Annotated in this window: 9 protein-coding genes; 7 read left to right on the top strand and 2 right to left on the bottom strand. The window is 49.6% G+C overall.

Annotated elements, in window-relative coordinates:
* Positions 1–86 precede the first annotated feature (86 nt).
* Positions 87–2,678, bottom strand: coding sequence for a DNA mismatch repair protein MutS (gene mutS / locus TX23_RS05780; protein ID WP_057701391.1), 2,592 nt, complete (start codon positions 2,676–2,678; stop codon positions 87–89).
* A 379-nt stretch (positions 2,679–3,057) separates the two neighbouring features.
* A complete protein-coding gene (locus TX23_RS05775; RefSeq protein WP_057701390.1) occupies positions 3,058–3,339 on the bottom strand; it encodes a DUF3077 domain-containing protein in 282 nt (93 codons plus the stop codon).
* Positions 3,340–3,883: 544 nt separating this feature from the next.
* Between TX23_RS05775 and TX23_RS26895 the strand changes: the two genes are divergently transcribed.
* From TX23_RS26895 to TX23_RS05750, 7 genes are all read left to right on the top strand, one after another.
* Positions 3,884–7,624, top strand: a complete 3,741-nt coding sequence (locus TX23_RS26895; protein WP_167346923.1) for an AAA domain-containing protein — start codon at positions 3,884–3,886, stop codon at positions 7,622–7,624.
* A complete protein-coding gene (locus TX23_RS05770; RefSeq protein WP_167346922.1) occupies positions 7,617–9,431 on the top strand; it encodes a phospholipase D-like domain-containing protein in 1,815 nt (604 codons plus the stop codon). Before TX23_RS26895 ends, TX23_RS05770 begins: the two co-directional genes overlap by 8 nt.
* Before the next feature lie 610 nt (positions 9,432–10,041).
* Positions 10,042–10,572 carry an SLATT domain-containing protein gene (locus TX23_RS26890; protein ID WP_082629575.1) on the top strand — a complete coding sequence of 177 codons (531 nt, stop codon included), beginning with the start codon at positions 10,042–10,044 and terminating at the stop codon, positions 10,570–10,572.
* A gap of 252 nt (positions 10,573–10,824) precedes the next feature.
* Positions 10,825–11,568, top strand: a complete 744-nt coding sequence (locus tag TX23_RS05765; protein ID WP_172833446.1) for a LexA family transcriptional regulator — start codon at positions 10,825–10,827, stop codon at positions 11,566–11,568.
* A gap of 590 nt (positions 11,569–12,158) precedes the next feature.
* On the top strand, positions 12,159–12,497 hold the full coding sequence (locus TX23_RS05760) for a phage holin family protein (protein WP_003189007.1): 339 nt from the start codon (positions 12,159–12,161) through the stop codon (positions 12,495–12,497).
* Positions 12,498–12,520: 23 nt separating this feature from the next.
* On the top strand, positions 12,521–13,036 hold the full coding sequence (locus TX23_RS05755; protein ID WP_057701388.1) for a hypothetical protein: 516 nt from the start codon (positions 12,521–12,523) through the stop codon (positions 13,034–13,036).
* Between the two features lie 3 nt (positions 13,037–13,039).
* Entirely contained in the window at positions 13,040–13,651 is a 612-nt protein-coding gene (locus TX23_RS05750; protein WP_057701387.1) for a phage baseplate assembly protein V, read from the top strand.
* The last annotated feature ends 8 nt before the right edge of the window (positions 13,652–13,659 follow it).

Below are 13,659 nucleotides of genomic sequence, written 5' to 3'. Positions count from 1 at the left end.
GTTTGAGAGCGATAGTCTGCGGACCAGGCTAAAAGCCCGCAGCATCCCAAACCGCGCGAGATTCTATCAGCTTGCAAGCGTCTGCGTTATATCCGAGTCTTCAGTGCATATAACATTTCGAGCGCTTTACGCGGCGTCAAGTCATCCAGGTCAAGCTTTGCCAACTCATCCAGCACTGGATGGGGCAGGCTGGCGAACATATCGCTCTGGTGCGGCGCGGCAGGTTTCTTACTGGCTTTGGCCGGGCTGGCGACCACGGTTTCATGGGGCAGGGCCGTGGTTTCCAGGCGGCTGAGGTGTTCGCGGGCGCGAGTAATCACCTCGTTCGGCACACCGGCCAACTGCGCCACGGCCAGACCATAACTCTGGCTCGCCGGCCCTGGCAGCACATGGTGCAGAAACACGATGCGCTCGTTGTGCTCCGTGGCATTGAGATGCACGTTGGCCACAAGCGGCTCGCTTTCTGGCAACACGGTCAGCTCGAAGTAGTGCGTGGCAAACAGCGTGTACGCACGCAAATGCGCCAAGCGTTCAGCCGCAGCCCACGCCAGGGACAGGCCGTCGAAGGTGCTGGTGCCGCGGCCCACTTCGTCCATCAGCACCAGGCTGCGTTCGGTGGCGTTGTGCAGGATGTTGGCGGTCTCGCTCATTTCCACCATAAAGGTCGAACGGCCACCGGCCAGGTCATCGCTGGAGCCGATCCGCGTGAAAATGCGGTCCACCAGCGACAATTCGCAACTGGCTGCCGGTACGAAGCTGCCGATATGCGCCAACAACACGATCAACGCGGTCTGGCGCATGTAAGTGGATTTACCGCCCATGTTCGGACCGGTGATCACCAACATGCGGGTATCGTCGTCCAGCGACAGGTCATTGGCGACGAACGGCGTGGTCAGCACCTGCTCCACCACTGGGTGACGGCCTTGCACGATGCGCATGCACGGTTCGCTGACAAACCGTGGGCAATTGAGGTCCAGGTTCAGCGCACGTTCGGCGAGGTTGCTCAACACATCCAGCTCCGCCAGGGCGGCGGCGGTGTCTTGCAACGGCGCCAGGCGGCTGATCAAGTCCTCAAGCAAGGCTTCGTAGAGCATCTTTTCCCGCGCCAGGGCGCGGCTTTTGGCCGACAGCGCCTTGTCTTCAAACTCTTTGAGCTCGGGGGTGATAAAACGCTCGGCGCCTTTGAGGGTCTGGCGACGTTGATAGTCGATAGGCGCCGACTCGGCTTGCTTGCTCGGCAACTCGATAAAGTAACCATGCACGCGGTTATAGCCGACCTTCAGGTTAGCCAGGCCCGTACGGGCTTTTTCGCGGGCTTCCAGGTCGATCAGGAACTGCCCGGCGTTTTCGCTGAGCGATTGCAGCTCATCCAACTCGCTGTCGTAGCCGGTTTTCAATACGCCGCCGTCACGAATGATCGCCGGCGGGTTGTCGATGATGGCCTTTTCCAGCAGCGCCGCGAGGTCCGGGTAAGTGCCCGCGGTGACTGCAAGCTGCTGCAGGTGCGGCGTGTCCAGTTCGGTCATCGCCACTTGCAACTGCGGCAGGGCGCTCAAGGCATCACGCAGGCGCGCCAGGTCACGGGGCCGCGCGTTACGCAGGCCGATCCGCGCGAGGATGCGCTCGATATCGCCAATTTCTTTCAGTTGCGGCTGCAATTTTTCAAAGCGGTAACCGTCAAGCAGGCAAGTAATAGAGGTCTGACGTGCTTGAAGTACAGTCAAATCCCGCAGCGGACGGTTTAACCAGCGGGTCAGCAAGCGGCTGCCCATCGCCGTCTGGCAACGGTCGACCACCGATTGCAGAGTGTTATCGCGCCCGCCGGCCAGATTGGTGTCCAGCTCCAGGTTGCGACGGCTGGCGCCATCAAGCACCACGGTATCGTCCAGACGTTCATGGCGCAGGCTGCGCAAGTGCGGCAGGGCGGTACGCTGGGTTTCCTTGGCGTAGCTGAGCAGGCAGCCGGCAGCGCCGATAGCCAGGGTCAGGGTTTCGCAACCAAAGCCTTTAAGGTCCTGCACCGAGAACTGCTGGCACAGACTTTTCAGCGCCGAATCGCGCTCAAAATCCCACGGCGCACGACGCTTGGTCCCACGACGTTTCTCCGCCGGCAGGTCCTTGGGCCAATCATCCGGAATCAACAACTCCACCGGATTGATCCGCTCCAGCTCCGCCAGCAGGTTTTCCCAACCCTTGATCTCCAGCACGCTGAAGTTGCCGCTGGTGATATCCAGCACCGACAGGCCGAACAAACGCTCATCGCCCAACACCGCAGCGATCAGGTTATCGCGACGCTCATCCAGCAGTGCCTCATCACTCACCGTACCCGGCGTAATAATGCGCACCACCTGACGTTCCACCGGCCCTTTACTGGCCGCCGGGTCGCCGATCTGCTCACAGATCACCACCGACTCGCCCAGCTTCACCAGCTTGACCAGGTAGCCTTCCAGCGAGTGGTAAGGGATGCCACACATCGGAATCGACTGCCCCGCCGACTGCCCGCGAGCGGTCAGGGTAATGTCCAGCAGCTTGGCGGCCTTCTTCGCGTCTTCATAGAAGATCTCGTAGAAGTCGCCCATGCGATAGAACATCAACTGATCAGGGTGCTGGTTTTTCAGGCGCCAGTACTGCTGCATCATCGGGGTGTGGGAGGACAGATCGGAGGTGTTTTTACTCATTGGGTAATAGGCAAATTCGTTGAAAGTGATGGGGCAAAGGGGGCGCGTGGTCCAGTGTCGATCAGTTTAGAAAGGCGCACGTCAAAACAAAGCAGGTCGAATGTGGGAGCTGTCGAGCTTCAGCGAGGCTGCGATGGGATCACCGCGCTGTACCGGCGGGCCGAAGCACCCGCATCGCTGAAGTTCAAAAGCTCCACACCTTGCCCAATCGTGGTCGCTTAACTGATCGGCATTGGGCGCTTGGCCCAGCATTTTTTGCGATGGGCGCAAGGTTAACATGCGAAGTCGACCCTTCGCAGGTCGCAAACGACCCGGTAGAAATAGAAGAAGGGGTGGCGCATTTATTAAAATACGCCGCCCCCTTCTTTTTATCGCCCCCTTACTGAATGTTGCCGGGCGAATCCAACACCTTCACCACATCATCAATTACCGCCTTGACCATCTCCTGCAAGTAATGCGACGCCCACGCATAACGGTCCGTCTCCTTGATCATCGCCGCATCTTCTGCGAGCAGCTTGGCGACATGGAGAAGATCGGAGGCGTGGTGCAAGGCGTCTTGCAGGGAAACACCGCTGTTGACGCGGAATAGAGGTTGGTCGGAGTGAAAGGAGAAGGGGGTGACGCCGAGGGTGGTTAACGCAGGCTGATTTGTAGCGGTCATCGGTAAAACTCCCATATCAAGTGAGAGCTACCACGTTCGTTATCAGGCGAATGGGGTGGCAGCTGTGCGCAGGCTGATAAACCGGAGATACAGGAACCCGGCAGACCCGAAGGTCTCCCACGCACAGCCGCCATTGCACGAAATGATGGACGAAAAAAAACGCCTTCAATCGGGTTTGGGAGCGCTTAGTGCACCTGCATCTTGACGGGTTATCAGACCCGATCGCTGAATTGGCAGCGATGGAGGAAAGGGTAGCGTGGTGGTGGGGTGGGTGCAACTGGGAAATGGGTAACCTCTTTGCTTTGCCAGTGGACAAGCGGACCCAGGGAAGAGGATCCGCCCCGGAAATGATCACCTAAGATGTAAGAGCAGGCTTGATCACCTCTGGTCAGCGTTTTAAAGGTGAAGGCAGCTATCGGCCATTGCACCTCAGTCAGACTCAGCTAGAAGTTGAAAAACTTTGCCGAGAATGATGGCATAGGGCCTCCAATAAGTTTTCACAATCTGGTACGTTACAACGGCTGCCCACTCAATGGAATTGAATATGATAAATGCGGAAAATGAATTCTTGCAAAATTACAACCTCAGTGAGGTTCCATTATCAGTAGCCGATGACTCCTCAGGAAGACCAATTATTTACAGTGCTGAAAAAGAAGGCGATTTTTTTATCATAAAGCACTGGCCTAGGTCTCTCGAAATATGCGATGAAGAGGTTGAGGCAATTTGGCTACATGAACTCCGCCAATTGCATCGGCTAAATGGTTTTCCTGGCGCGGACGATCTAATAGCAACCTTGGTTGATTCAGGCAAAGATACCGAGGGGTTCTATTTGGTCCTAGACACTCAAGAGAGGCTGCCCCTTTCTTTTCTCATGAGCTCTAAGGTGTTAACACGAAAACCATTTTGGATAAAAAACTTAAAGAAACCAAGCCAGCGAGCGCATTTCTGGAAAAATATAATAAGAATTTCATCTGCAATTGAAATCTTGCATAATCAAGGCCTACTGCATCGTCAATTAAGCACGGACTCCATTTTAGCTACAAATAACCAGCATGATGGATGCAGAGACTTTCAACTTACCGGGTTTGAATGGTCTATGCGAGTGACCACGATCTCGCATTCAACGCCAGAAAGGTCAAGCGCCATAAATACCACTCCTACGTATTCATTTGCGAACGATTGGAAAGAACTTGGTATACTGGTCTCAAAAATACTTAATCTTGATCTCGGCTCCCTGGAAGGCATGTCGGAGCAAATTAAAGATATCTCGGCTACCTCAGGGCTAATGCTTATAGAGGTGATATTTATAAAAAAACTCATAGGTGCTATACCATTTAGATCTAGCTCGACATACGAAAGTATTGATGGCGCCTTCACGAAAAATGCAATATTGGAAATTGTCTCTGCGTTAGATCGAGGGGCTTCAAAAACAGCCAACCCATTTAGCCTTGCTCTTAAAGTGTCCACCAATCCCGAATCAAAGCTATATCAAAATAGCGTGACCTCTAAAATCCAGGACATATATAAGCAAAAATACGGTGTGACGTTAGATAAAACAAATATCGCCGAGCTTAAGAAATTCGTTGAAAAAGATATTGCAGATTCTGCGCTACTATTGAGAGCAACACCACCAAACAAGCAGGATCCAATATATCTGCTAAAAGGAAATGAATTAACCTATCAGCTTGATCAATTCAGCCCTGGTAAACATTCAGATGAAAGTACATGGGATATTGCCGTGTGTGATCGAGCATATTCTGACCCGCCCGCTCACCTCATGAAGTACTCAAGAGCAATTTCGATTGCATCTGAGAAAATATTAACTATAACCATAGCAGATGCATTCAGCTCTCAGCGCAGTAATACCAGCGCGCCGGAAGAAAATTCATGGGTTTCGTTATTTAGCAAGTTGGAAGCAGGTGAAGCTGCTCGAACAACTGAGCAACAAGAACTTATTGATAGTTTTATCGCTTGCCATCTTACCGAGATTGCTTATGCGAGATCTGAAATATTTCCCATCGAAATAATGTGCTCTGAAAATGACGGGGAAAGCTACTGCATTCAAATATGCAGCAAGAACTCTGAAGAGTCTGAGCGGCTAGCTAAACTATTGGATGTTGATCCGCCAGCTGTGAGGCTCGAAAAAATCCTTAAGAAGGACGAGGGCGAGTTTGAAACTCTCGTCTGGAGTTTAGTAAGTGGAAACGGATTCGGAAAAGAAGACGAAGAAATTATTCTTGATTATCAAAACTATCACATAACTGATGAGGGTCAGTTAACGTATAATTTTACAACCAAGTCGCCCTTGCCTAACCACCAAAACTATTTTATAGCGCCGAATTCATTGCAAGGCACTATAAGACAACTTACTCGACGATCAAAAGCCTTAGACACACTGACATCTCATACTGAGCTAATTAATGTACTGATATCGCCGCAAAAGTACTCCAACACTTTTGCGTTGCCTCCGAATATTGATAATCATACAGCTAGGTTGGATGATTCGAAAAAAAAATCATTCAAAAAAATTATTTCAACTCATCCTCTATCTTTAGTTCAAGGCCCACCAGGTGTCGGAAAAACATTCTTGGTATCAACACTGGTAAGATACTTTTTTGAACAAGAGCCTGATAGTCGAATCCTTTTAACGGCACAAAGTCACTCAACCGTTCAACACTTGTTTCATGAGGTATGCCAACATCTTGAAAAAAGTGAACATTCAGATGAGCTATTAATCATAAGGTGTAGTAAGCAAGATAAAAATGATGAAACTTCTCTCGTTGATGCCGATGAGAAAGCCAAGAAATATATTCAAAATTTTATCAATAGCGAGCTTTTTTTAAATTCCGGTTCCGATTCAATAAAAAATGAAGCTCGACTTTTACTTAGTGGGCAAATATATAAAAGACACCCGCTCATTAATCAGCTACTTCGCGCAGCTAATATAGTTTTTTCTACTACAAACTCCGAGCAAGTGGAGCGAATGATCAAAGACAGAGCCCAATTTGACTGGTCAATTATGGAGGAAACAGGTAAGGCAACTGGACTAGAGTTAGCCAGTCCATTGTTGCTGTCTCATCGTCGATTGATGATTGGAGACCACAAGCAACTGCCCCCATATAGATCCAATGAAATAATATCAATACTGGGCTCTCCTGAGAAACTCAAAAGCCTATTGCAAGACAGCGAAAGTATCTTTAGCGCCAAAATCAAAGGTGAAGCAACCAAAACTTTTCTTGATGAGTTGCAAAGTACAGAAAAAAGTACGGCTGACATTGGGCGGGCGGCGTCAAAGTACTTTATGCTCTTTAAAACCTTAGTTGAGGATGAGGTTAAGGAAGCTAAGCAACATAAACATATGTTTGGCTCCGAGGATGGCAGAAGTGCTATCGGTAGTATGCTCACTGTTCAACATAGGATGCACCCAGATATCGCAGAAGTTATTTCAAATGTTTTTTATGATGATGATCTAAAAACTGATGAGGATAAGAAAAAAGCATTCACTAGTAGTGATAAGGTTTTACCGTTCTCATTTGATGCCTCCACGTTGCTTAGAGACTCAGCTTCAATTACTTGGATAGATATGCCGGATGTCCAGACAACTAAACAAATGAAAACTGGGGAAAGCTTGCCTAGGTGGAATAACCTTAATGAACGCAAAGTTATTACTTCGTTGTTGAAAAATATAAAAGCTAATAAAGACTCAAGCTCCCGGTGCAAAATAGCAATACTATCCCCCTATTCTGAACAGGTTGGGAGGATATCACGATTTATTTATAAGCACGGCAAACTTAAGCCAGAGTTCTCTCACTTGTCTGATTTTGACCCGGCCAGCGATCACTCGGATTTTTGCAGTACTGTTGACGCATTTCAAGGAAGCGAGGCAGATGTCGTCATAGTTTCATTAGTTAGAAATAACGGAAATCCGACCATACGTGGTGCGCTAGGTTTTCTTGCAGATGAGCGCCGCATGAATGTACTTTTAAGTAGAGCTCGTCATAAACTTATAGTCGTGGGTTCATACTCCTTCCTGAAGTACTGGGGGGTTAACGAATCAACTAATGTTAGTGATGCTAGCCTAAAATCTCAAACGGAATTTTTTATCAAATTAATTAATAAGCTCGAAGCGTTTATTGCATCGGGTGCTGTTACGTTAATATCCAGTTATGAGTTATCTGAGCATGATGCTCGTAAAGCAAAGCCCTGCAACAAAAAAAAATCATTTCCATCATCTATTAGACAAACCGCAAGTCATCAATCGACAGAGAAAAATCACAATGGCTAATAGACCTACAATATTTGTTGCTGTACCTTTTTACTACGAACAGCAGCGATTTAAAATTCTAAAAGGGAAAAGGTGGGGGGCAATTGATCATTTACTATTGCAGGCGATTGTAAAACAACCGGCTTCCGCACAGCAACTCGCTAAAGCGTCAAATTTGCCTAAACGTCTTATTATTGAAGTGCTTATACCTTTAATGAAAGCAGGTTGGCTCGAGTTAGTGAAAGTCGAAAAACAATTTTCTTTTGTCGCAACGTCTAACGGCAAGGCTGTTGCTACCTTGGAAGAGCTTCCACTTGAGAAGGAACCAATTACTTCGATAAGACAGTATATAATAGATCCGTGCACTTCTGATTGCTACAGGGTTGGTCATAGACAGCAAGCTTTTCAGTTATACAATGAAAAGAGATTAGGTGAAATACTGCCAAGTAAAGGAAGTTTTGTAGCGACGCTCTCATTCCCAAAGCCATATAAAGAAGCGCATCATGCGGACATATTTGACTGCGTTTCCGATGGGGATGAAGAGGCCGTAGCCATTGATGATACATATATAAGAATAAGTAGAGATAATATAAGATATGGCTTAGTGTCTGTCGACGATTCAGATAGAATTGGCAATGCGCCAATTAATCTGTCTGATGATTTGACAGAGCAAATATTAATGACCGCTCATAAAAAGTCCGAAGAGCTTGAACTGCTTGGTACGCAAACAGAAAAACAACATAGCATGTTTACTTTTCAAGGATCTAAGATCGAAAAGAACTTTCCCGCAATTGAATTAAAAAGGGACGATGTCCAGTTGATTCTTGGTGCCGACGAGCACAAAGCTGCGCTTGAAATTTCCCTGAAGACAGCAAGTACAAGGCTAATAATACACTCTACATTTATCAATCCTGCCAATTTAAAAGCTTTAACCGGTGAGCTATTTTCTCTAGCAAAGCGGTCTGTAAAAATTGATATATTATGGGGGCAGGTTGAACCAAGTGAGGGCAAGGACCTTCAGCCCTATCAACAAACTAGAGACTCTCTTAGTGAAATGGTTGAACATGCTAGGCTGGAGGGGCTCGACACATTAATTAATGTTCATTTAGAGCCCACGGCGTCACATTCAAAGTTCATTATTTACGACGATCCGAAGGGTGATTATTCGGTTTTTTTAGGATCTTGTAACTGGCTAAATAGTAATTTTACTCTGTTTGAGGCATCGGTAAAGATTTCTAGTACAGCGTTTGCATCTGATATGCTTAGAATATCTAGCTCACTGGCACAGGGGATTTCAAAGGTGTCTAATTTATTTAGCAGGGAGTTATCAACTTTAGCTAATTCGGTGGCTAGAAAATCAATAGCGCAACAAAATGACCCTTCCGAGGACCTAGTTAGCGTTAAGCTCATACTTAAGAACGAACATTACGACTTAGTTAGAAGAGCTAGGGACGAAGCGAAGATTGATATCGTCGTTTGCAGTCACAGGTTTAGTCACATCGCCCAGAGACCAGTTATTACACCGCTAATTACATCAACGAATGGAAATAGTGGCGTAAAAGCGAAAATTTTTTATGGGCGTACTAGCGGCGGACTCACTGAAAATAACATATCAACAATATCCGAGGCAGCTAAAGACGCTAATATTAATATTGAAAAAATTGCTCTCCCTGCTATTCATGCAAAAATTTTAGCCTGGGACAGTGATAATTTCGTTATTACTAGCCTCAATTGGCTTTCTGCCTCAGCTTATGGAAATGACTATGACGAGATTGGGGTGCATGTAGAGGGGCATGCCGTTGCTGAAGAAATAAAAAGTATATTTTAAGGTAAGCCTCGTTAACTATTAGGCCGTTTATGTCATTAAGTGCTTAATGAAAACATTATTTATAAACGGCTTACATACTAGATTTTTGGTTTGCTCCGAAAAATATACAGTCTCGTTATATCGCATTGCAGGCAGCCTTGCCTGCAATGTCGACTAATAGAAAACCAGCAAAGCGTTTCAGTTTGTTATTAAGGTTTTTTAATGCTTTTGTATGTGGTGTGTATTTTCGCTGATATACTGGCATTGCTAGTGTGCTTCGTTTCTCAAAAGTCCACGCTAGGTACAAATGCTGGGAATGGAACTGATCCCGAAAATAGAATAGCAGTCTAATATTTGTTACTTTTCAGGTTAATACTAGGTTTAAGCGCTAGAGTTTAGGGCCTGTCAGGCAGGGCGCAGCTTTTAGCTGCTAGCCGCACGCTTGCCGCGAATTCCTACGCCTTGTTCACGAATATCACTTCCAATTATTCGTGCTGGCATTGTAGAATTATTCTATTGCATAGCCTTTCTATCAATCTAAAACTAACGGTTGAGCTGATGAGCTACGGTCTGCCTTACCTTTGGGGCTGTCAGTGTATTCAAAGTCGACTGCACCTCCCAGGAGAACGCTGTGAAGGATAACGTTTGGTTTACCTACAAAGCCAGAATTCAAGCCCATAAACGTCTTGAATGGCTAGATCTTCACTCTCAGTTGTTATTAGTGTGGTACGCAATACTCAGCTCCGCTCTAGCTGTAATTTCAATAAAACATCCAAAGGCGTTGGGTGACGATACTGATGTGATGGCTGCTATCCTTTCTGTTGCTCTTCTCGGTGTTTCTTTGTCCGTCTCGAATCGAGACTTCAGGGGGAGGGCAATTCAAATGCGCAGAAATTACCTAGGACTTCATCAGTTATATCGATCAATAAGCAAGGATGCGTCACTTACGTCAGAACAATCCTCTAGGTATGACGAGCTTCTTGATGAAACTGAAAATCATCGAGAAATTGACGATAGAATAGCTAGAATACTTGCGCCACAGCTGACTAGCCGACACCCTACAGTTTTCGAGTCTATCCATGTTTTGTTTTGGTTAGTTTCGCGATTGATTATTACTATTGCTCTTTATGCTGCACCTATTGTTTTTGCGTTAACTTTATAGGCAGTAATTATGTGTGCATTAATCGTTTTGAAAGGCGGCTGTTAGCTGAATAACTCTTTTTATCCTCATGGAAGGCTGGAGGTGGCTCCTAGCAGTTGCACTCGGCATATGCTTCTGGCCTCAAGCCCTGCCTGAGGCTGAAATTGTCGATTGCCTAGCGCTCCACGGCCTACTGATGTGTGGACTAGAATTTCCTCGCGCCGCATAAATTATGCAAATTAGCATTTGCCAACCTCAAAAACTCAGGTCAATATCCGCGTTATGCAAAAACGCAACGTTTCTATCGTCTTAAGAGAGCTGCTGGACCGCGACCGAATCTCCCCCACGGAGCTTCACCGGCGCACCGGCGTGCCTCAATCCACACTGTCCCGGATCCTCAGCGGCAAGATCGTTGATCCGTCGGATAAACACATCTCCCGTATCGCCGAGTATTTTCGCGTGAGCACCGACCAGCTGCGTGGGCGCGCTGCGGTGGGCGGCTTGCGCGATGATGGGCGTGACCCGATGCATTCGGAACTCAAGGACATAAGCCTGTGGGACGACGATACCCCCGTTAATGATGACGAGGTGTCGATCCCCTTTCTGCGCGAGGTTGAATTGGCTGCTGGATCAGGAAGATTCGTCATCGAGGAAAGCGAAAAGGCCAGCCTGCGGTTCGGCAAGCGCAGCCTGCGGCATAACGGTGTGCAGTTCGACCAGGCCAAGTGCGTGACGGTGCGCGGCAACAGTATGTTGCCGGTGTTGCGCGACGGCGCCACGGTTGGGGTGAATGCCGGCAAGAGCGGCATTGGCGACATCGTCGATGGCGATCTGTATGCCATCAATCACAACGGCCAGTTGCGGGTTAAACAGCTCTACCGCCTGCCTTCCGGGATTCGCCTGCGCAGCTTCAACCGTGATGAGCACCCCGATGAGGACTACAGCTTCCAGGATATCCAGGACGAGCAGATCAGTATCCTCGGTCATGTTTTCTGGTGGGGCATGTACGCCCGCTAACCTCCACGCGTAAGAAGAAACCCGCCCGTGTGCGGGTTTTTTTTCGCCCTTAGAAAACCGGCCAAGCCCATGCCCGTAAGGCCTCCAATGCATTAATGCATTCCCGCGGTGAAAATAAATGCATTTGTGCATTGACTGTATATGCATACATGCATATTCTTCGTCTCAAGCCAGCCAACAAGGCCTGGTGGAGGCGGCAAGGATGCTGCCAAGGAAGACAAGGAAGGCACGCAACATCGGCAAGGACGCCATCGAAGCGATGGCAAGGATGCCAGGCAACACCGGCAAGGATGCCGACGCTCTTTAGTTTCAACGCTTCAACAACAGGCAGCGATGAACCGGCCTTAACGGTTCAGAGGGTTGGCAACTGACCCGGGTGTGCAGCGTAAAGCACCAGAAGCAGTTATCCGGCAGACAGGGATCGTGGTCGGAAAAACATCGAGGAAAGGACCGTACCGCGCCAGTAGCGCCGAAAGTCCGAGGACATCATTACTGAAAAGCCCGGGCGACCGGGCTTTTTGGAATGCCTACCTACTCAAGCATTTGTAAATGAAATACGGACTATCTATTGCTCAGCCAGGAGGCGTGACATGACAAATGAACAGCAAGCGTTAGCGGAAATGCCTATCTGGCTGGTCATCGTATTGGCAGTGATCGGCGGTGTATCCGGCGAGATGTGGCGGGCCGACAAGGAGGGCGCCCGCGGTTGGTCGCTGATCCGCCGACTGGCCCTGCGCTCCGGGGCGTGCATGGTCTGCGGGGTTTCGGCCCTGATGCTGTGCTACGCCGCCGGGATGTCGATCTGGACCGCCGGCGCCATTGGTTGCCTGACCGCCATGGCCGGTGCTGATGTGGCCATCGGCCTTTATGAACGATGGGCGGCCAAGCGCATCGGGATCAACCAAGGCTCCGGCCAGGACCCGCACTAATCGTTGCAAGGACGCGACTTAAAATGACGCTTATCGAAAAGCCATCCCAACTGCCCCAAGCCATCGGCGCGGCGCTACATGCGGCCTTTGCGGACATCAAGGTCGGCAGCCACCAAGACTTTCAAGGCGATGCTGAACAAACCGGCGTAATGGTCACGGTCGAAGGCAATGGCCCAGGCATTCGCTCTCGCGAAGGCCGCAAGGCCCACGTGCTGAGCATTTCACTCAGGGCCATGGTCACCCCCGGTGCATTGCCGTTCGATGCCTGCGACCTGGCCAGCCAATTGATGGACCTGGTGCTGGATAACCGTTGGAACCTGCCCCAGGCACAGTGCGATTTGCCCGCCAATATCGTCGCCGCTCCAGCTGTACGTAGCACCCATGATGCGGACTACGACACCTGGACGGTTTCCTTCACTCAGACCCTCTATCTGGGGCCGCCGTTACTTGAAGATCCTACAGGCCAGCCGTTGTTTGCCTGCACCTGGGACGTCTCCAACATCGACGACCCGGCTCAATACAAGCCACTGGCGGAGTAGCCCATGTTCGACGCGCTGTTACGCATGCAATTGGGACCGATCGTCGAACGCCTGGCAGAGATGGAAACCCAGCTCGAAGACCTCTACCGCCGCGCCGAAAGCTTCTGCCGGATTGGCATTTGCCAGCAGGTCGACGCGGCCAGCAACACCTGCAAGGTCAGCCATGGTGACTTGCTGACCCCGGCGATCCGCTTTTTCAACCCCAGCGCCGGTGCGCAAACCGAAACCCGTATCCCCACGGTGGGTGAACAATGCCTGCTGCTCAACTACGGCGGGGGCGAGGGCGGGGTGCAATCCGTGGCTCTGTTCGGCCTTAACAGTGATCGCTTTCCGCCGGTTTCCAGCGTTGCGACGCTGACCCGGCGTCGACACCAGGACGGCACCCAAAGCGACTACGACGATGCCAGCCATACCTTCAACTGGGTCAACGGCCCGACCACCGTCAGCGGCTCCCGTGAACAGGTCGACATTAAAGTCGGCGCCGCCAGCCTGAGCCTCAACGCCCAGAGCATCACCCTGCAAATCGGCGGTACCAGCCTGTTGCTGGATGCCGGCGGCGCGCACTTCAGCGGCCCGGTGGTGGACCATCAAGGACGCGTCATCAGCCCCCGATAAGGACACCC

The organism is Pseudomonas paralactis (assembly GCF_001439735.1).
Taxonomy (GTDB): domain Bacteria; phylum Pseudomonadota; class Gammaproteobacteria; order Pseudomonadales; family Pseudomonadaceae; genus Aquipseudomonas; species Aquipseudomonas paralactis.
This window is presented reverse-complemented; position numbering and strand designations above follow the sequence as displayed.